The sequence below is a fragment of the Campylobacter sp. P0109 genome (genome assembly GCF_002138755.1).
Taxonomy (GTDB): Bacteria; Campylobacterota; Campylobacteria; order Campylobacterales; family Campylobacteraceae; genus Campylobacter; species Campylobacter devanensis.
Map to the genome: position 1 here is coordinate 125,886 of NZ_MJKK01000004.1, position 18,966 is coordinate 144,851.

20 protein-coding genes, 1 tRNA gene and 1 other RNA gene are annotated in these 18,966 nt (G+C 33.4%); 16 read left to right on the forward strand and 6 right to left on the reverse strand.

All coding sequences use genetic code 11. From position 1 onward, the window contains the following. Nucleotides 1-6: 6 nt before the first annotated feature. From hisC to lysA, 4 genes are read right to left on the reverse strand one after another with little or no spacing between them, the layout of a single operon-like run. Nucleotides 7-1,104: a histidinol-phosphate transaminase gene (hisC, locus tag CIGNP109_RS05450; RefSeq protein WP_086228511.1), complete on the reverse strand. Its 1,098-nt coding sequence runs from the start codon at nt 1,102-1,104 to the stop codon at nt 7-9. Beyond that, nucleotides 1,101-2,180, reverse strand: coding sequence for a prephenate dehydratase (gene pheA, locus CIGNP109_RS05455; protein ID WP_086228512.1), 1,080 nt, complete (start codon nt 2,178-2,180; stop codon nt 1,101-1,103). Before pheA ends, hisC begins: the two co-directional genes overlap by 4 nt. Further along, nucleotides 2,177-2,947 (reverse strand): HAD-IIA family hydrolase, encoded by a 771-nt coding sequence (locus tag CIGNP109_RS05460; protein ID WP_086226722.1) that lies wholly within the window; start codon nt 2,945-2,947, stop codon nt 2,177-2,179. Before CIGNP109_RS05460 ends, pheA begins: the two co-directional genes overlap by 4 nt. Continuing rightward, nucleotides 2,947-4,143 carry a diaminopimelate decarboxylase gene (gene lysA, locus CIGNP109_RS05465; protein ID WP_086228513.1) on the reverse strand — a complete coding sequence of 399 codons (1,197 nt, stop codon included), beginning with the start codon at nt 4,141-4,143 and terminating at the stop codon, nt 2,947-2,949. The genes CIGNP109_RS05460 and lysA overlap by 1 nt, the downstream gene beginning before the upstream one ends. 271 nt (nt 4,144-4,414) lie before the next feature. Between lysA and CIGNP109_RS05470 the strand changes: the two genes are divergently transcribed. The 16 genes from CIGNP109_RS05470 to CIGNP109_RS05545 all read left to right on the forward strand — a co-directional run bounded on the left by CIGNP109_RS05470 (nt 4,415) and on the right by CIGNP109_RS05545 (nt 17,676). After that, nucleotides 4,415-5,917, forward strand: a complete 1,503-nt coding sequence (locus tag CIGNP109_RS05470; protein ID WP_086228514.1) for an MATE family efflux transporter — start codon at nt 4,415-4,417, stop codon at nt 5,915-5,917. After that, the gene (locus tag CIGNP109_RS05475) at nt 5,914-6,957 is read left to right on the forward strand and encodes a glycosyltransferase (RefSeq protein ID WP_086228515.1); all 1,044 of its coding nucleotides are present in this window, start codon (nt 5,914-5,916) and stop codon (nt 6,955-6,957) included. Before CIGNP109_RS05470 ends, CIGNP109_RS05475 begins: the two co-directional genes overlap by 4 nt. Continuing rightward, nucleotides 6,954-8,018, forward strand: coding sequence for a glycosyltransferase (locus tag CIGNP109_RS05480; RefSeq protein WP_086228516.1), 1,065 nt, complete (start codon nt 6,954-6,956; stop codon nt 8,016-8,018). Before CIGNP109_RS05475 ends, CIGNP109_RS05480 begins: the two co-directional genes overlap by 4 nt. Continuing rightward, nucleotides 8,018-9,139 carry an N-acetylgalactosamine-N,N'-diacetylbacillosaminyl-diphospho-undecaprenol 4-alpha-N-acetylgalactosaminyltransferase gene (gene pglJ, locus CIGNP109_RS05485; protein ID WP_086228517.1) on the forward strand — a complete coding sequence of 374 codons (1,122 nt, stop codon included), beginning with the start codon at nt 8,018-8,020 and terminating at the stop codon, nt 9,137-9,139. The genes CIGNP109_RS05480 and pglJ overlap by 1 nt, the downstream gene beginning before the upstream one ends. Further along, complete coding sequence (locus tag CIGNP109_RS05490; protein WP_086228518.1) at nt 9,123-11,213, forward strand: STT3 domain-containing protein; 2,091 nt, start codon at nt 9,123-9,125, stop codon at nt 11,211-11,213. The genes pglJ and CIGNP109_RS05490 overlap by 17 nt, the downstream gene beginning before the upstream one ends. A 3-nt stretch (nt 11,214-11,216) precedes the next feature. Beyond that, nucleotides 11,217-12,332 (forward strand): N,N'-diacetylbacillosaminyl-diphospho-undecaprenol alpha-1,3-N-acetylgalactosaminyltransferase, encoded by a 1,116-nt coding sequence (gene pglA, locus CIGNP109_RS05495; protein ID WP_101244939.1) that lies wholly within the window; start codon nt 11,217-11,219, stop codon nt 12,330-12,332. Next, the gene (gene pglC / locus CIGNP109_RS05500) at nt 12,325-12,930 is read left to right on the forward strand and encodes an undecaprenyl phosphate N,N'-diacetylbacillosamine 1-phosphate transferase (RefSeq protein ID WP_086226716.1); all 606 of its coding nucleotides are present in this window, start codon (nt 12,325-12,327) and stop codon (nt 12,928-12,930) included. Before pglA ends, pglC begins: the two co-directional genes overlap by 8 nt. Next, nucleotides 12,917-13,498 (forward strand): UDP-N-acetylbacillosamine N-acetyltransferase, encoded by a 582-nt coding sequence (gene pglD / locus CIGNP109_RS05505; RefSeq protein ID WP_101244929.1) that lies wholly within the window; start codon nt 12,917-12,919, stop codon nt 13,496-13,498. The genes pglC and pglD overlap by 14 nt, the downstream gene beginning before the upstream one ends. Nucleotides 13,499-13,599: 101 nt before the next feature. Continuing rightward, nucleotides 13,600-14,493: a DMT family transporter gene (locus CIGNP109_RS05510; RefSeq protein ID WP_086228519.1), complete on the forward strand. Its 894-nt coding sequence runs from the start codon at nt 13,600-13,602 to the stop codon at nt 14,491-14,493. Between the two features lie 52 nt (nt 14,494-14,545). Then, on the forward strand, nt 14,546-15,346 hold the full coding sequence (gene kdsA, locus CIGNP109_RS05515) for a 3-deoxy-8-phosphooctulonate synthase (protein ID WP_086228520.1): 801 nt from the start codon (nt 14,546-14,548) through the stop codon (nt 15,344-15,346). Beyond that, a complete protein-coding gene (locus CIGNP109_RS05520) occupies nt 15,339-15,665 on the forward strand; it encodes an SMR family transporter (RefSeq protein WP_086226713.1) in 327 nt (108 codons plus the stop codon). Before kdsA ends, CIGNP109_RS05520 begins: the two co-directional genes overlap by 8 nt. Then, nucleotides 15,662-15,985, forward strand: coding sequence for a DMT family transporter (locus CIGNP109_RS05525; RefSeq protein ID WP_180380021.1), 324 nt, complete (start codon nt 15,662-15,664; stop codon nt 15,983-15,985). Before CIGNP109_RS05520 ends, CIGNP109_RS05525 begins: the two co-directional genes overlap by 4 nt. A gap of 9 nt (nt 15,986-15,994) precedes the next feature. After that, nucleotides 15,995-16,465, forward strand: a complete 471-nt coding sequence (gene ribH / locus CIGNP109_RS05530) for a 6,7-dimethyl-8-ribityllumazine synthase (RefSeq protein WP_086228521.1) — start codon at nt 15,995-15,997, stop codon at nt 16,463-16,465. A gap of 1 nt (nt 16,466) precedes the next feature. Next, nucleotides 16,467-16,865, forward strand: coding sequence for a transcription antitermination factor NusB (gene nusB, locus CIGNP109_RS05535; protein ID WP_086225159.1), 399 nt, complete (start codon nt 16,467-16,469; stop codon nt 16,863-16,865). Then, nucleotides 16,862-17,542, forward strand: a complete 681-nt coding sequence (gene pyrF, locus CIGNP109_RS05540) for an orotidine-5'-phosphate decarboxylase (protein WP_086228522.1) — start codon at nt 16,862-16,864, stop codon at nt 17,540-17,542. The genes nusB and pyrF overlap by 4 nt, the downstream gene beginning before the upstream one ends. A gap of 43 nt (nt 17,543-17,585) precedes the next feature. Then, nucleotides 17,586-17,676: transfer RNA gene (locus CIGNP109_RS05545), tRNA-Ser, on the forward strand. A 507-nt stretch (nt 17,677-18,183) separates the two neighbouring features. Here CIGNP109_RS05545 and CIGNP109_RS05550 read toward each other — a convergent pair. Both CIGNP109_RS05550 and ssrA read right to left on the reverse strand, forming a co-directional pair. After that, nucleotides 18,184-18,474: a type I restriction-modification system subunit M N-terminal domain-containing protein gene (locus CIGNP109_RS05550; RefSeq protein ID WP_201789955.1), complete on the reverse strand. Its 291-nt coding sequence runs from the start codon at nt 18,472-18,474 to the stop codon at nt 18,184-18,186. 97 nt (nt 18,475-18,571) lie between these two features. Next, nucleotides 18,572-18,931, reverse strand: a transfer-messenger RNA (tmRNA) gene (gene ssrA, locus CIGNP109_RS05555). Nucleotides 18,932-18,966 lie beyond the last annotated feature (35 nt).

Below are 18,966 nucleotides of genomic sequence, written 5' to 3' on the forward strand. Positions count from 1 at the left end.
AATCTATTAAATTTCCTTTTTAAGAGTTTCTAAAACTTTTATATTTTGTTTGCTGGTACCTATTGTTATGCGTATTGCATTTAATCCATAGCTTTTTAGATTACGCAAAATTATACCTTGTCTTAGTAGATTATCACAAATTTGAGTTGAGTCTCTACTAGTATCAAATTTAAAAGTAATAAAATTTGTATAACTTGGAATAAAGTCAATCCCATTTTCAGTAGCAAATTTTTCAAAAATTTTCATTTCTTTAAAGTTATTTTCTAAAGTTTGCGTTATAAAGGCTTGATCTTTAATAGCTGCAATGGCTGCTGCTAGACTAGGAGTTGTAATATTAAATGGCGCTCTAAGCTTGCTAATGGCAGTAATTATTTGATCATTTGCAATACCATAGCCAACTCTCATTCCGCCTAATCCATAAGCTTTAGAAAATGTACCAAGATATATAGAGTTATTTAGTTTTACTATATCACTTGGATTTATAGCTTTTTTGCTATCTTTAAATTTAGCAAACTCCATATATGCTCCATCAATTACTACAATAGTATCACTATCAACACTAGATATAAACTCATATACATCATTAGCATCTAAACATTCACCAAGTGGGTTATTTGGTAGACATAAAAATATAACCTTTATCTCATCTTTGTGTGCTAGATATTGCTCTTTTAGTTGATTTAGGTTGTGTGTAGCACTTGAGGTTTTATAAATTTTAGCCCCAATATGTTTAGCATAAATTTCATACATTGCAAAAGTTACACCTGCACTTAGCATTGCTGTATTTGGATTAAGCTTTGCGTGCATGATAAACTCTATTACTTGGTCGCTACCACTACCAATTACAATATTTTTACTACTTACATGATATAAATTTGCCAAAGACTCTTTAAGTTCATAATAGCTATCATCTGGATATAAATTTGCACATTTGATTGACTCTTTCATAGCTTCAAGTGCAAGCGGTGAACAGCCTAGTGGATTTTCATTACTAGCTAGTTTTACTACATTTTGTGGCTCAATGCCAAACTCTCTAATAACAAGCTCGATTGGCTTGCCAGCTTCATATATTGGTAAATTTGATATTTGTGAATTGAAATTCATTCTTGTCCTTCTTGGTTTAAGTAGCTACCCAGCCAGGTGATCTCATGTCCGTTTTGGCTAGCATTTTTTAGCACTGCTTCGACATTTTCATCATCGATGTGCCCCTCAAAATCTATATAAAATACCGTTTTAAAATCTTTTTGTTTGATTGGTCTACTCTCAAGCTTGGTTAAATTTATTCCACCCTCTTTAAACATATTAAGCAGCTCTACAAGGCCGCCTGGACGGTGAGCAGTGAGTGCTAGGATGCTGGTTTTATTGCAGCTACTTTTGATATTTTTAAAATCACTTAGTACAAAAAATCTTGTTCTATTTGCCATATTATCTTCGATTTTTTCAAACATTATTGGCACTTTGTTTATATGTGCGGCTATTTTAGAGCAGATTGCTGCTGAACTAGGATCTTGTGAGGCTAAATAGGCAGCTTGAGCAGTTGATTTAGTTGGTATAAACTCTATTGAATTTAGATTATGATCATCTAGAAATTTATGACACTGATTATAGCCTTGCGGATGAGAATATATCTTTTTTATATCGCTTAAATTCTCATTTAAACTAACAAAACTATGGTGAATATCCATATAAATTTCAGCTACGATTTTTACATTTTCATATTTTCTTAAGCAATCAAGGGTAATCCCCACAGCACCTTCTGTATTATTTTCAATTGGTACAACTCCATATTTAGCCTCACCATTGTTAAGTTCCCTAAAAACACCCTCTATAGAACTGATTGGCGTATAGCTGCTCATTGCCCCAAATCTACTCTCAGCTGCTTGATGTGTATAGGTCCCAACTGGGCCTAAAAATGCTACTTTTTGTGGTAGTTCTAGATTACGACTAACAGCAAAAATCTCTAAATATATCGCCTCGATAGCTTTGCTGCTTAGAGTATTATTAGGTAATGATTTTAATCTTTCTAGTATTGCTCTTTCACGTTCTGGGCGGTAAATTGGAGCATTTGAACCAACCTTTAATTCGCCAATTTTTTTGACAAATTCCATACGCTGATTAAGTAGGCCTAAAATCTCATTATCAATCTTATCGATGCCAACTCTTAACTCATCAATGCTCATTTTAAAATCTCCCAAATTTTACTCACATCATCATATATATTATCAATTTTATCTCTATTTAAATTTGTGGCACTACTTTTATCTATTTTACCACTTAAAACCAAAGCCGTACTCATATTCAACTCTTTAGCTCCATAAAGATCGCCAGTTGCGTCATCGCTAATTATTGTTATATCTTTAAATTCAGCCTTAGGATTTTGCAATTTTAAAAGCTCAAGCGCAGCTGTATAAAATCCTAAGCTTGGCTTGCCAATACTGCTAAATTGCACTCCAGTAGCGTAACTAATCATATTAGCAATAGCGCCAACTCCTGGATATAATCTACCATTTTTTTTGTAGATACTAGTCTCATGCATAGCTATAATTTTTATCCCTTTTAGGGCAAGTTCGTTGATAGTAGCAAAGTCATCAAAGCTAAATTTATCCCAGCTAGCTATTAAAACTGCTTTTGGATTGCTAAAATCTTGTGTGTAGCCTATATTTTGCATAGTAGAAATAAACTCATTAGCTCCAAAAAGCGCCACAGGGCAAGGTGAAATAGTTTTATTTAATACACAAAATGGATCTAAATAAGCACCATCTTTTATTGCCAATCCTTTATCTCTTAGCGTTTGTAAAAACTCATCACTTTTAATTTTTGTATTATTTGTTATAACTACATATGGAATTTGTTTTTGATTTAATTTCTTAAGTAGTTCACAAGCGCCATTAATTGGACTTTTATCGCTATCGCTTATTAAGGTTCCTTGAACATCGATAAAATACATTATATAAACTCTCTCTCATTTTGTATCATATATTCAAAGCTCTCTCTTTTGCCTATTAAGCGATCTTTGCCGCCTTCAATAGCGACTTGTGCAGCTCTGCCTCTTGTATTGTAGTTACTAGACATTGAATATCCATATGCCCCAGCGCTTTTAATCACAAGCAAGTCACCATGATTTAGGCTTGGAAGCTCGATATCTTTACCTAAAAAATCACCGCTTTCACAAATTGGGCCTACTACATCACAATTAGTTTTATCTCCATCTTTTAATGCTATTATCTCATGATAAGCCTCATATAAACTTGGACGAATAAGATCATTCATAGCCGCATCGACAATGACAAAACGCTTATCACCATTAGTTTTTTCATATAATACTTGAGTGAGTAATTCCCCGCTATTTCCTACTATAAATCTACCTGGTTCGCATACGATGGTTACATCTTGACCCTTTAGTGCTGCTAAAATTCCTTGAGCATATTCATATAAATTTGGCTCATTTTCATCACTATATCTAATGCCAATACCGCCACCTATATCAAAGAATTTAATATTTATATCAGCTGCTCTTAACTCTCTTAATAGATCGCTAGTAATATTTGCTGCTTCAATAATTGGGCTAATATCACTTAGCTGACTTCCAATATGGCAGTGAATACCAACTGGATCTAGATTATCACTTCTATGAGCATGTAGATAAATTTTCCTAGCTTCATTTATACTAACACCAAATTTATTTTCATGTAATCCTGTAGAGATATACGGATGAGTTTTTGGATCTACATTTGGATTAACTCTAACTGAGATTCTAGCCTTTTTACCTAACTCTTTGGCTATTAATTCAACTCTTTGCATCTCAGCAAAGCTCTCTAAATTTATCATTAAAATATCTAAATTTAAAGCCTCTTTAATCTCTTCATCGCTCTTTCCAACTCCGCTATAAATTATCTTATAGTTACTAGCGCCTGCTAGCAAGGCTCTTTTTACTTCGCCTATACTCACACAATCAAACCCGCCACCAAGAGTAGCAATATGCTTTAAAAGGCTCAAATTTGAATTGGCTTTTACAGCGTAGCAAATAAGTGACTTTCTAGCATTAAATTCCTTTTTTAATCTCTCATATTGAGTAGTAATATGATCAAAATCATACACATAAAGCGGTGTTTGATACTTATGAGCTAGTTCTAAATAATCCATAAGACTGTCCTTGATAATTTTAGAATTCGTAATGCTACCCAAATTTGGCTTAAATTTAAGACTAAATTTTAGTAAAAATTTGCAAAATTTATTTTTAAAGTTAGGCAAAATATGGGCTTGTTTTTTAAATTTTTTGTGCTAAATTTAACATTTTTTATATTAAATTTAGATTTATTAACTTTAATAATTTTTGATTAAAGCAAAGAATTATTTAAATTTAGTTAGAATTCAACCTAAATCTATCCAAATATTCAAGGAAAAATAGCCCGTTATGTATCTAAATTTGCTTACAACTATTATTGTTTTTGCTCTACAAACAGCTATTAATTTTTTTCTTACTCCATATATTTTGCGTGTTTTAGGCGATGAAGCTTATGGATTTTTAGCACTTGCTAATTCGCTGGTAAATTATGGATTTATCTTAACACTTGTGATTAACTCTGTAGCTAGTAGATTTATTGCCTCTAGCTATCATAAAGGCAATTTTGCTAGGGCTAGCAAATTTTATAGTTCAGTGATTGTAGCTAATCTGATTTTTAGTCTTATCGTTGCGCTAGTTTCGTTTGTGTTTTTGGTTAAAATTCAATCAATAATAAATATATCACAGGCCCTTTTAAACGATGTAAGAGCTACAATGGCAATATATTTTATCAACTTTAGTATTGGGCTATTTAATGCACTTTTTAGCGTGCATGCATTTATTAAAAACCAGATGTATTTAATCTCTATTCGCAATGCTATATCCACTGCTATTTATGCTGGGTGCGTGTTAGGGTTATTTTGGGCGTTTGAGGCTATGATTTACTACACAGCAATTGCAGCTTTAATATCCTCAATTTTTGTATTTTTTAGTGCTCTATTTTTAAATCATAAATTTGGGCTAAATTTACACTTTAATTCCAAGCTTTTTAGAACAAAATTTGTCTATGTTTTAGCTAGAAGCGGGCTTTTTAATAGCTTAAATATGCTTAGTCAAGTGCTTATTAGTGGCGCTAGCTTGCTTTTGGTTAATATTTTTATTAGTGCATTTAGTATGGGGATACTAGCGCTTTCTCGCTCAGTTACTATGATTATTGAGAGTTTTGTAGTTACTACTGCAGTAGCGTGGAATCCACGGCTGGTTGCCTTGCATGCAGGCGCTAAGCCTCTTAAAGATGAGGTTATTTTAGCTATTAAGAGTGTAAGCTTTGTCTCGCTTCCATTGATTGCGACTTTTGGGATTTTAGCTGATGAGTTTTATACACTTTGGCTGCCATTTAAGAGCAAAGAGGAGATTGAATTTATTTATGAGCTAGTTTTAATTTCGCTTGTACCATCTATTATTTTTGCTAGTTCACGTCCATTAATTAGCATAAATTTGATCACTGATAAACTTAAAAAACCAGCACTTGTAACGCTATTTATGGCTGTTTGCGTATTTTGTATACAGCTTATTGGGCTTAGTTTTTTTGAGTTTGGACTCAAAGAGATAGCAATTGTAATAACCATTGGAATTGCGCTTAAGATTAGTCTGTTTGATATTGCAAATGCTGGGGCAAATTTGGGGTTAAAACTAAGTACATTTTATCCAATCTATATAAAATGTCTTGCTGTTTTTGCTTTAATCACTGGAATAATTTATCCTATTTCAAATATGTTAAGTGTAACTAATTGGCTGGAGTTTTTACTCTGTTGTACTTTGATGAGCGGGCTTGGTTATTTAGTAGGGTTTGTTATGATATTTAATTTGGCACAAAGGGCGATATTTATAGCTAAAATTAGGGGGCGTTTTTGAAGATTGGATTTGTGATTTCTACGCTTGGATTTGGTGGAGCAGAACGGGTGCTAAGTATTTTAGCAAATAATTTAAGTTCTAAGCATGAAATAACTATTTTTAAATTTGATAGCAAGGCGCCATTTTATGAGATTGATGAGCAAGTGCGTGTAGTAAGCTTAAGCTTACCAAATAGCGGTATTTTAGGTAATCTCAAAAGAGTAATTAGCAAGATTTTTGTATTGCGTAAGATTTTTAAAAGTGGTGAGTTTGATCTTATAATTAGCTTTATGGATAGTACAAATTTATTATGTTTAATGGCAAATTTAGGCTTAAAACAGAGGCTAATAATATCAGAACATAGCGAGCATAGCTTTTTATCTTTAAAGTGGAGAGTGGCTAAAAGATTACTATATCCATTTTGTGATGCTTTATCACTTTTAAGCAAAAACGATTATGAATATTATAAATATGTCAAAAATCGTGCGGTGATTTATAATCCATTTTTTGGAGAGATTGGTGCTGATTTTGATGAAAGTAAAAAAGAAAATTTAATAATTTTTGTTGGTAGACTTGAGAGTGTAAAAGGGTGCGATATATTTTTAAATTCACTTAAATTTTGCAATATTGGGGATTTTAGTGTGGAGATTTGTGGAGATGGAAGTGAGTTTGAAAAATTTAAAAGCGAGTTTAAAAGCGATAGAGTTAAATTCAAAGGAAGCGTAAGCGATATATCAAGCTATTATAAGCGAGCTAAAATTATAGTTTCAAGCTCAAGAAGCGAAGGGTTAGGAAATGTATTAATTGAGGCGTGCTTTTATAAGGTTGCTAGAATTGCTACGCCTACAGTTGGCGCATGCGAATTAATAGAAGATGGTAAAAATGGGCTAATAAGTAGCGATTTTACCCCACAAAGTCTAGCTAAAAAGCTAAACTTGGCTATACAAGATGAGAATTTAAGAGCTAAAATTGCTCAAAATGGCTATAAAAATAGAGCTAGTTTTATGCCTCAAAATATCACTCAAGAGTGGTTAAATCTTATAAATAGAGTATTAAAATGAAAATTATGTTAGTAATTTCTGCACTTAGAAATGGTGGAGCTGAGCGTGTAGTAGAGCTTTTAAGCCGTGAGTTAAGTAAAAATTATGAGATTGAGACCATCTACTTTGAAGAGAATCAAAACCACTATAAAATTAGTGGTAAGCTTACTCATTTAGATATTTATAATCAAAAAGGCTGGTTAAGTAAATTTAGTAAATTTTTAAAAATTAGATCCTATATAAAGAGTGCAAAACCTGATATTATAATCACTTTTATGGATCAAACCAATATAAATGTGCTAATTGCCACAGCATTTATGGGAAAAAAAATTATAGCTACTGAACATGTGAGTTATGATTTACTAAGTTCGCAAATTTGGCGAAAAATTAGAAATTTTAGTTATAGATTTTGCGATGCATTAGTGGTTTTAAGTAAAAGAGATAAAGATTATTACAGTTTTGTTAAGCATTGTGAAATAATATATAATCCGCTATTTATGGTTGAAAACTTAGCTAAAATTTCATCAAATTTAGGTGTTAATTTAGCTAAAAAAGATAAACTTATTTTAAGTGTTGGTAGGCTTGAAGCAGTAAAAGGCTATGAGTTATATCTAAACGCTTTAGCTCTTGTAGATAAAAATTTGTTAAAAGATTATAAAATCGCTATTGCAGGTGAGGGGTCTCAAAGACAAAATTTAGAAAATTTAGCTAAAAATTTAAATTTAAATATTGAATTTTTAGGTCATATTAAGAGTGTTGAGACTCTCTATCAAAGGGCTGAGATTTTGGTTTTGCCTAGCCTTAGTGAGGCTTTTGGTAATGTGTTAAATGAAGCTGCAGCTTATAAAGTTGCTAGAATATCTACACCCACAGCTGGAGCTATGGAGATTTTATCTCATAGAAAGGACGCTTTAATTGCTAAAGATTTTAGCCCTAAGGCGCTAAGTGAATGCATAAGTGAAGTTCTAAGCGATCCGAATTTAAAAGAAAATTTGGTAAAAAATATAAATTTAACTAAATTTACTCCACAAAATATTATTTCCCAATGGAGTGAATTAATCGGTAAATTAAAAGGAAAATAATGAAAAAATTAGCAGTATTTATATATTCAATGGCTGGCGGTGGAGCTGAGCGTGTGGTGTCAAATCTGCTTAGAGAGCTAGTAGGGCGTTATGAGATTTATCTAATTTTAATGAATGATCGCATAGCCTACCCAATCCCACATGATGTTAAAATATATTATTTGGAGAATTCTAAGCCTTTTGAAAATGGACTGATTAAATTTGCAAAATTACCATTTTTGGCATTAAAATATAAGCGACTTTGCCTAGCACTTGATGTGGATTTGCATTTTGTATGGATGAATCGCCCTTGTTATGTTGCAGCTTTAGCTAGGATTTTAGGAGATAAACGCCCATTAGTGTTAAATGAGTGTTCAACACCATCGGTACTGTATGCTAATGATACACTAAAGTCTAGGATTAGTAAATTTTTACTTAAATGGCTATATCCAAAAGGTGATTTTATCTATCCAAATAGTCTTGGTAATTTGGCCGATTTGCGGGATAATTTTGGCATTGATGAGCGTAAAATGAGAGTGCTATATAATGCACTTGATCTTGATGATATTGCTCGTAAATCTAGTGAACCTATAGAATTTAAGGGTGAATTTTTCTTAAGTGTTGGGCGGCTTGATAGTGGTAAAAATCATGAACTTTTAATTAGAGCCTATGCTAGACTTAAAAATTGTGATAAATCTTTAATAATCTTAGGTGATGGAATTTTGCGCTCTAGACTTGAAAATCTAATAAAAGAGCTAAATTTAGAAGATAGAGTCTTTTTACCTGGCTTTGATAATAATCCATATAAATATATATCAAAATGTTATGCATTTGTATTTGTGAGTCTTTTTGAGGGATTTTCAAATGCTTTAATTGAGGCTTTGGCGTGCGGTAAGCTAGTAATTACAAGTGAGCATAAAAGTGGAGCAAAAGAGCTAATAGGGGAGAATGAGTGGGGTTATTTGGTTCCTGTAGGCGATCAAGATGCTACACAAAAAGCTATGCAAAGAGCTATTGATGAGCCAAACTTTGTAAAATATTATGAAAAAAACGCTATCATAAGAGCTAAAGAATTTGACAAAAAAATAATAGCTAAAAATCTTATAAATGAATTAGAGGAGATATATGCAGCTTCTAAATAGATATCAAATTTCAATATTTATAATTATTGCCTACCTTTTTGCTTTGTTATGCCGTATGGAGTGGGTATTGTGGGCTGGAGGTTATAGCGATTTTATTTGGAATAATCAGTTGATGATTAGCACAAATGATGGATATGCTTATGCTGAAGGCGCTAGAGATATGATAGCTGGATTTCACCAGCCAAACGATCTTAGCTACTATGGTACTCCGCTTTCTACATTGACATTTTTGCTTTGTAAGGTTTTGCCATTTAGCTTAGAGACTATTATGGTCTATTTAAGCATATTTTTAGCCTCGCTTATTGTTGTGCCAATGATTTTAATAGGCAAAGAATTTGGCCATGTTAAAGAATTTTTCGTTGCTAGTCTCCTTGCATCAATCGCAAATAGCTACTACAATCGCACAATGGCTGGATATTATGATACTGATATGTTGGTAATTGTTTTACCACTTTTTGCTATTTGGGGAATAATCAGACTACATTTTAAAGGCGATTTGATATCTTTTTTAGTTATCTCGCTTTCAATGTTGACATATAATTGGTGGTATCCATCTAGCTATACACTATGCGTGGCTATAACGCTATTTTATGCTATTTATACTGTAGTTTTAGAACGTAGAAATTTAAAGAATTATCAAGCGATTTTATTTATGATTTTAGCTATTACTGCTGCGCCTTATGCAGTTAGATTGGGGCTAATTATAGCGCTTTTTGGCTTGATTTATTTTAGGGCAAATTTACTTAGCGTTAGGGTTATGATTGGGCTTTTTGTATCTGTTTTGGCGCTATTTGTTATATTTGGTGGATTAAATCCGATATGGTTTCAGGCTAAATTTTATCTATTTAGAAGTCTTGGTGATAGTAGTTCAGTATCATTTTATTTTTATAATGTTAATCAAACAATTATGGAATCTGGGCGAATTGATTTAGATCTATTTACTCAGCGTATTAGCGGACATTGGAGTGTGTTTATTGCTGGTGTAATTGGCTATGTTTTGCTATGTTTTAAATTTAGAATATTTTTAGTAGCTATTCCAATGATTGGTCTTGGTTTTTTAGCACTTAAAGGTGGGCTAAGATTTACAATTTATGCTGTACCGATTGTGGCGATGGGATTTGGATATTTATTATATTATTTACTCAAAAGAGCCAAAATAGCAAAGATAAATTTAATAGCTTTTATTATTACAGTAGTAGCATTGATTCCATCTATTGTTCATATATATTATTACAAACCATCAAGCGTACTATTTAAAACTGAAGTGAATGTTTTAGATAAGCTTGGCAAGATTGCAAAAAGAGATGATTATACCTTGGCATGGTGGGATTATGGTTATGCGATTAGATATTATAGCGATACAAAAACATTAATTGATGGTGGTAAACATTTAGGTAGAGAAAACTATGCAGTTAGTTATGCTTTAACTATGCCACCATTAAATTCTGCTAATATGGCACGATTAGAGGTTGAATATACTGAAAAAGGCTATACGCAAAACTTTGGCGGTAAGAATTTAGAGCAAATTTTAAAAGATTATAACTATATCGAGCTTGGAGAATTTTTAAGTGATATTAAAAAAGAGACTTTTAGTCTGCCTCTAAAGAGTCGTGATATATATTATTTCTTACCTGATAGAATGATGGGGATTTTCCCAGTTGTAGCTAAATTTAGTCGTCTTGATCTACTAAATGGCAAGGAGTGGGCTGAACCATTTTTTGTCATTGCGACCAATTTTGCTCAAACCCAAAATGGAATTGCTTTAGATAATGGTATAATTATCTCAAATGATGCTACGCATATTGAGCTAGGTGGGCAGAAATTTAGGGTAAATAGTTATATTGAAACTAAATATGATGAAAATATGAAGCTAAATAAAACTATTCATAATATAGATAATTTAGCTGATATATATCTGATTTATATGGTTGATTATGGGCGATTTGTTATAATGGATAGGGAGATGTTTAATAGTAGCTATGTTCAGCTTTTTGTGCTAGAAAATTACGCTGATACACCATTTGAGCCTGTTATTTTAGAACCAGCAGCTAAAGTATATAAACTTAAAAGGTAGAGCGTGGTAATAGGGTTTTTATCTCATTCAGATATGAGTATTTATCACTTTCGTTTGCCAATAATGAGAGCATTAAAGGCGCTTGGGCATGAAGTGATTGCTATTGCGCCAAAGGGAGAGTATAGTAGTCTTATTGGTGCTGAGTTTAGACTAGTGCATTATGATATTGATAAGGCTAGTTTAAATCCTCTTAAAGTTTTTAAAGATACAGCAAATTTAGCTAGACTTTTAGGTGGATTAAATTTAGATATGCTCCAAACATCAGCACATAAATCAAATGTATTTGGGACACTTGCAGCTAAGCAAGCAGGCGTAAAATGTGTGATAAATTTAGTAGAGGGCTTAGGTAGCTTTTATATATCCAATACTCTAAAAAGTAGGCTTATAAGAGTAGCTATTGAAGGGCTATATTTTATCACATTTAGACTATCAAGGGCTACGATTTTTGTCAATGATTCAGATCCTAATTATATGTTAAGCCGCCACTTAATCCAAAAAAACAAGATAAAACGAATTAAAAGTGTAGGAGTAGATGCAAGTGAATTTGACCCACAAAAAGTAACGCCATATGATTTTAAAAGTGATAAGAAAATCGTTTTAATGATAGCTAGAGCGTTAAAAGATAAAGGGGTGATGGAATTTTATGAAGCAGCTAAGATCTTAAGCGGGCGTAAAGATTGTGAGTTTGTATTTGTAGGTTCAAGTGATTTAGGTAATACATCTAGTCTAGATGAGGAGTTTTTACGCTCACCATATGTGCGTCATATAGGCTGGAGTGATAAGGTAGCCAATATGCTTTCATCGTGCTATCTTTTTACTTTACCAAGTTATAAAGAGGGTTTTCCACGTACGGTGTTAGAGGCAATGAGTATGGCAAAACCATCAGTTGTAAGCGACTGCGATGGCTGCAAGGAAGCAATAACTGATGGTTTGCATGGTTTAATTTGTAAAGCTAGAGATGCTAATGATTTAGCTATAAAAATATCTAAGTTGCTCGATGATGAAAAAGAAGCTACAAAGATGGGGCAAAATGCGAGAAATACTGTACTAAAACACTATAATCAGCCGATAATTACGGCAAAATATATTGAGTTTTATAAGGAAATTGCGAGTGTATAGATATTTTTTTAAGCGGATTTTTGATATTTTAGGGGCGTTAATTTTAATAATCTTAACTGCACCAGTGATGGCGTGGGCATATTTTGCGATTAAAAAACATCTTGGGACACCTGTAATATTTACCCAAGCACGACCCGGTAAAAATGCTAAAATTTTTAAAATTTATAAATTTCGCTCTATGAGTGATGCTCGTGATGAAAATGGTAATTTGCTTAGCGATGAGGTTCGACTTGGAGAATTTGGAAAGAGGATTAGAGCGCTTAGTATAGATGAGCTTCCGCAGCTTTTTAATGTTTTAAAAGGCGATATGAGTTTTATTGGGCCACGACCATTGTTAGTTGAGTATTTGCCACTATATTCTAAAGAACAGAGTCGTCGCCATAATGTCCGTCCAGGAATTACAGGCCTTGCGCAGGTAAATGGTAGAAATGCTATTAGTTGGAAGCAAAAATTTGAATTTGATACATATTATGCTGATAATCTAAGTCTAAATTTAGATATTAAAATTGCTTTTTTAACTATTAAAAAGGTTATAAAAAAAGATGGAATAAATAAAGATGGTATGGTAACTACGGAGAAATTTAGTGGCAATAACTAGTTTGTATATCTATGGAAATGGTGGTCACGCTAAAGTTGTAGCTGATATAGCTCGTATAAATGGTTATAATGATTTAATATTTTTAGATGATGTAAACGGAGTGAAATTTAGCCCTAAATTGCCCAAATATCCTATAATCATAGCTATTGGCAATACTATAGCTAGGGAGCGACTTCAAAGGCTTGTAGTTGAAAGTGGATTTGAGTTAGCTACACTCATCCACCCAAGTGCGATTATTAGCACTAGTGTAAAAATTGGCACTGGAAGCGTGGTAATGCCTAGGGCTATTATCAATGCTAATAGTATAATTGGAGATGGTGTTATCATAAATAGTGGTGCTATAGTAGAACACGATTGCATAATCGGCAATTTTGCGCATATTTGCCCTGGTGTGGCTTTAGCAGGCGGTGTAAATATTGGTGAGCGTACTTGGATAGGGATTGGTTCGAGTATTATTCAAGGGATTAAAATCAAATCAGATATAACTATTGGAGCTGGTAGCGTGGTAGTATCTGATATAGATAGTGGTAGTATAGCTTATGGTAATCCATGTAAGGTACGAAAGTAAATTGGGCTTAATGATTGATTGTGATATTTATCTTAAATTCAATGAAATTTAACTAATATTTTATTTTAAAAATTTAAAGTAAAACCGGATACAAAATAAAAATGAGATATAACAGATTTTTAATTCGCCATTTGGGTATTTATTATATGCTTATTGCCTCTTTGCTTTTTGCTGGGACTGGAGCATTATCTAAAATTTTAAGCAGCGAGCTAAGTTCTATTGAGATTGTATTTTTTCGCAATATCATAGGACTTGGGCTAATAATTTGGATGATTTATAAAAGGCCACTTCATCAAGCTGGTGGCAAGTTTTGGCTACTTGCTTTTCGTGGAATTATTGGGACAATTGGGCTGTATGCATTTTTTTACAATATTGCTCATATAGACCTTGCAACAGCCTTTACATTTTCTAAGACTAGTCCAATTTTTACAGCACTTTTGGCTGCTTTTATTTTCAAAGAGAGACTTAGCTATCTAGGCTGGTTTGCGATTTTTATCGGATTTATTGGAATTTTATTTGTTATTGAACCAACTCTTGGCGTAAGCAAAGATGAATATATAGGCCTACTTAGTGGAATTGGTGCGGCTCTTGCTTATACTAGTATTAGAGGGCTTAGAAAGCACTATGATACTCGTGCTATTGTATTATCATTTATGCTATGTGGGAGTGCTATGCCTTTATTATCTATGATTATAGGAAGTTTTTATTATAGGCCAGATTTAGACTTCTTAATCAGTCCATTTATTATGCCTAGTTTAACTAGCTGGGTAATGGTGATATTAATGGGATTATTAGCTACTGGATTTCAAATTTATCTTACCAAAGCTTATGCAGCAAGTAAAAAAGCAGGAGTTGTAGCAGCTGTAGGCTATAGCGATGTAATCTTTAGTATGATTTTTGGGTTAATTTTGGGCGATTCTTTGCCTGGTGCGTGGGCATTTTTAGGTATTGTAATGATTATTGGTGCTGGAATTTTAGTTGCTCGTGAGCGGTAATTTAGCAATATTTGGGTATAATCATAGCTAAAATGAAATTTAAGGTGTAAAAATGATATTAATAGCAGGACCTTGCGTAATAGAAAGTAGAGATTTGGTATTTAAGGTTGCTAGTAAGCTTAGAGAGTTTGCAAATTTAGATTGGATAGATTTTTATTTTAAATCTAGTTTTGATAAAGCTAATCGCACAAGTATTAGTAGCTTTAGAGGGCCAGGACTTGATGAGGGTTTAAAAATTTTAGATGAAGTTAAGAGCGAATTTGGCTTTAAAATCTTAACAGATATCCACGAAAGCTATCAAGCCCAGCCAGCAGCGCAAGTAGCAGATGCCCTGCAGATACCAGCATTTTTATGTCGCCAGACAGATTTGCTAGTAGCAGCAGCCAAAACCAAAGCGATAGTAAATATCAAAAAGGGTCAATTCCTAAGCCCTGATGCGATGAAACACAGCGTTAAAAAGGTCTTAGAGACTCGTGGCGTAAGCGAATTTGGCTATGAAGTTGCTAGGGATAATGGAGTATTTTTATGCGAGAGAGGCTCTACATTTGGTTATGGGAATTTAGTAGTGGATATGAGAAGTTTGCCTATTATGAGAGAGTTTGCGCCTGTTGTTTTCGATGCTACTCATAGCGTACAAATGCCAAGTGCAAACGGCGCTACAAGTGGTGGCGATAGCAGATTTGTACCATATCTTGCTAGGGCAGCAGCTGCTGTGGGTGTGGATGGATTTTTCTATGAAACGCATATTAATCCATGTGAGGCTATGTGCGATGGGCCAAATATGCTAAATCTTGAAGCTCTTAAAGCAAATTTAGAACAGATCAAAAAAATCAAGGACGCTTTAGGTGAATAATAAAGGATTTTTTTGGGTCATTAGTGGAGCTAGTGTTGAAGCTGGCTGGGCTTATGGCTTAAAGTATGCTAATACACCATTTGAATGGGTGATTACTGCTTTGCTTGCTTGTTGTAGTTTTTGGGCATTTATGATGAGCTTTAAATATCTTAGCGCAAGTATAGCTTATACAATGTTTATTGGATTTGGGACAATTTTCATCGTAGGTGCCGAGATAATTACAAACTATTTTAATAATCAAAGCATTAGTTTCCTTAGAATTTTATTTATTTTGCTTATTATTATCGGCGTTTTAGGGCTTAAAAGGAGTGAAACGTGATATATATAGCTGCGCTCTTTGGTGCTGGAGTTTGTGAGGTTTTAGGCGTCGTATTTTTAAATCAAATGGCAAAAAGTCAAAATATCAAAAAGATTGCACTTTTTATGCTTGTAGTAGTAACTTTTGGAATATCTTTAAGTCTGCTTGGCTTTGCGATGAATATATTGCCAATGTCAGTAGCCTACTCAGTTTGGACTGGGATTGGAGCTGTTGGAGCTGTTGGAGTTGGAGTAATATTTAATAAAGAAAAGATAGGTATCAAAAAGGCAGTTTATCTATTTTTGATAGTTTTTAGTGTAATAATGTTAAAATTAATATAAGGAGTTAAAATGAATATAATAGAAGGCAATTTAGCCCTAAAAGGCAGTGAAAAAATAGCTATAATCAACGCTAGATTTAATCATATTATAACTGATAGGCTTGTAGAAGGTGCAAAAGATGCGTTTTTACGCCATGGCGGTAAAGAAGAAAATCTATCTTTAATCTTAGTTCCTGGTGCATTTGAGATACCAATGGCACTCCAAAAAGCTTTAGAAAGTGGCAAATTCGACGCTGTAGTATGCGTAGGAGCTGTAATTCGTGGTTCTACTCCGCATTTTGATTATGTAAGCGCAGAAACTACTAAAGGCGTAGCAAATATAACGCTAAAATACGCTAAGCCAGTAACATTTGGCGTATTAACAGTTGATAATCTAGAACAAGCCATAGAAAGAGCCGGCTCAAAAGCTGGAAATAAAGGCTTTGAAGCAATGGCTGGAGTTATTGAGTTGCTTAGTTTGTATGAAAATTTAAAGGGATAAAATGGCTACTAGACATCAAGTAAGACAGTGCGTCGTTAGTTTGCTATATGCTAAGGAGATGGGTAGCGAGATGGAGCATTTTAGCGATGAGTTCTTAGAAGAAAAAAAGATAAGAAACGACCAAAAGAGCTTTACAATCAGCTTATATAATGGTATTTTAGAAAATTTATCTAGCATTGATGAACAGCTAGATAACTATCTTGGCAAGTGGAAAATAGGCGAGATAGGTAGCGTAGAAAGACAAATTCTACGACTTGGAGCCTATGAGATGAGATATAGTGATATAGACTCAGCTATTGCGATTAATGAGGCTGTGATGCTAGCTAATGAATTAGCCAGTGAATCTTCTATCAAACTTATAAATGGTGTTTTAGACGCTATCGCAAAGGATAAAAAGTGAAGCTTTGTATCGCATTAGATATGGCGCAAAAAGATGAGTGTCTAGCACTAGCTAGAAAGCTTAAAGGGCTTGATTTATGGCTAAAGGTTGGACTTAGAGCCTATTTGCGTGATGGAGCAAAATTTATAGAAGAGTTAAAAAGCATTAGTGATTTTAAGATCTTTTTAGACCTTAAAATTTATGATATACCAAACACTATGGCAGATGCTTGCGAGGTGGTATCTAGAGTTGGTGCTGATATGATAAATATTCACGCTAGTGCTGGAGTAGTAGCCATGAAAACAGTAATGGATAGATTAAATGCTTTGCCTAGTAGGCCACTAGTATTGGCAGTGTCAGCTCTTACTAGCTTTGATGAGAGTGAATTTAAAGCCGTGTATAACTCTAGTATTAAAAAAAGCGTAGTAAATATGTCACAGATGGCATACGCAAGCGGCCTAGATGGAATGGTCTGTTCAGTATATGAAAGTCTAGCTATTAAAGAGGCTACTAGCAGAGAGTTTTTAACCTTAACGCCAGGTATTAGGCCGTTTGGTGAGGATAATGCAGATCAAAAAAGAGTAGCTGATATAGCTACTGCGGTGCAAAATCAAGCTGATTTTATAGTAGTTGGCAGGCCTATATATAAAGCAAATAGTCCAAAAGAGATTACTCAAAGGATTTTAGAGCATATTTAAGCGGTTTTTAAGTAAAAAGCTTGTATAATTTCAGCTCTTTTTAGGACAGATGGGTGAGCGGCTGAAACCACACCCCTGCTAAGGGTGCAAGTCTTAATCGGGCTTCGAGGGTTCAAATCCCTCTCTGTCCGCCACTTAAAGAAATTTTACCTTTATCCAAATCCTTTTTTAAGTTTTTAGCAGTATTTTTAATAAAAATTATATTGTTCAAATTTGATTAATATTTTTTCATCTTTAATTATCTATATTATTTTGGCTTGAAAGTCGATATATTTTTATTTAATTTATTATTTTAATATCTAATGGTAATGCAAAGTAAAATAGATGCAGTATGTTAAGAATATACCGCATCTAGATCGCTACCTAAACTATCACAGCTAAATAATATAGCTATTTTCTCATCTGAGTATATACATAATCTGCTAATACTTGCATAATAGTATTATATTTTGTTAAATCTTGGAATAATGAAGTGTATGCTTCTTGTGATTGCTTATAGCTTTCTTGAGCGACATTATTAAATATATTAGGGAATATATCATTAAATATTTTAGGTTCAGTTTTAGCTAGGATATCTTAAATGTTAGACGAAAATCCAGTCAAATAGTCTTTAAAGTTAGCTTCAATATTTTGTGGGTCAGCTAATAATGAATCAAATGTGATTTGCTTATATTATAGAATTTATAACCAGAAGCTGTAGTTAAGAAGCCATCTATAACAGCTAGGTGTTTATATTTCTGATAATCTTCTTGTACTTTATTGTGAGTAGGCATTAAACAATCATTAAATCTTTTAACTACAGTCATAGGTAGAATAACTAAGCCATACTCATGGGGTTTAAAAGGACCTCTTAGCATATCTGCTACATTCCAGATAACAGTTGCTTTCTCTTGTATATTAACACCTGTGTTTGATATTGTATTTAAGCTCATATTGACCACCTTTTAATGTGTTATTGTATCATAAATAAGTAATATAAGGGATTTGAAACGAATTGTAAAAGATTGATTAAAACTTAAAAAATAAAAATGGTGGAGGTGTGCGGGATCGAACCGCAGTCCAAAAATAACAAACCCACAGCCTCTACATGCTTAGCAGAAGTGAAGATTTCACCCAGCCGTGCTCACTTCCCAAAACAACTAGCCAAGCTAAGACTAAATTTCACCTTACTACTCGTCAAATAGCAAAGCTACACTATCTAAGATTACTCGCTGATTTAGCTAGATAGTATCGCCAAATAGCAAGGCTCAACTGAACTTACGCAGCTTTAGCGTAAGCAGGAGCGAATTTAACGTTGTTTGCGTTTAATTTTATTTAGGCTTTTTAAGCTATGCCAAAAGCTGCATGCCACCGTGACCTCACTACTCCTGTCGAAGCCAAGTCACCCCCATAAAAAGGCGATTATAATACTCAAATTTGTCTTA

Excerpts from the sequence above, each read along its gene's own strand:
- CIGNP109_RS05480 (WP_086228516.1), top strand. The coding sequence starts at position 6,954 with ATGAAAATTATGTTAGTAATTTCTGCACTTAGAAATGGTGGAGCTGAG.
- CIGNP109_RS05460 (WP_086226722.1), bottom strand. The coding sequence starts at position 2,947 with ATGTATTTTATCGATGTTCAAGGAACCTTAATAAGCGATAGCGATAAA.
- ribH (WP_086228521.1), top strand. The coding sequence starts at position 15,995 with ATGAATATAATAGAAGGCAATTTAGCCCTAAAAGGCAGTGAAAAAATA.
- pheA (WP_086228512.1), bottom strand. The coding sequence starts at position 2,180 with ATGAGCATTGATGAGTTAAGAGTTGGCATCGATAAGATTGATAATGAG.
- CIGNP109_RS05470 (WP_086228514.1), top strand. The coding sequence starts at position 4,415 with ATGTATCTAAATTTGCTTACAACTATTATTGTTTTTGCTCTACAAACA.
- pglJ (WP_086228517.1), top strand. The coding sequence starts at position 8,018 with ATGAAAAAATTAGCAGTATTTATATATTCAATGGCTGGCGGTGGAGCT.
- CIGNP109_RS05490 (WP_086228518.1), top strand. The coding sequence starts at position 9,123 with ATGCAGCTTCTAAATAGATATCAAATTTCAATATTTATAATTATTGCC.
- kdsA (WP_086228520.1), top strand. The coding sequence starts at position 14,546 with ATGATATTAATAGCAGGACCTTGCGTAATAGAAAGTAGAGATTTGGTA.
- CIGNP109_RS05510 (WP_086228519.1), top strand. The coding sequence starts at position 13,600 with ATGAGATATAACAGATTTTTAATTCGCCATTTGGGTATTTATTATATG.
- lysA (WP_086228513.1), bottom strand. The coding sequence starts at position 4,143 with ATGGATTATTTAGAACTAGCTCATAAGTATCAAACACCGCTTTATGTG.
- hisC (WP_086228511.1), bottom strand. The coding sequence starts at position 1,104 with ATGAATTTCAATTCACAAATATCAAATTTACCAATATATGAAGCTGGC.
- nusB (WP_086225159.1), top strand. The coding sequence starts at position 16,467 with ATGGCTACTAGACATCAAGTAAGACAGTGCGTCGTTAGTTTGCTATAT.
- CIGNP109_RS05550 (WP_201789955.1), bottom strand. The coding sequence starts at position 18,474 with ATGAGCTTAAATACAATATCAAACACAGGTGTTAATATACAAGAGAAA.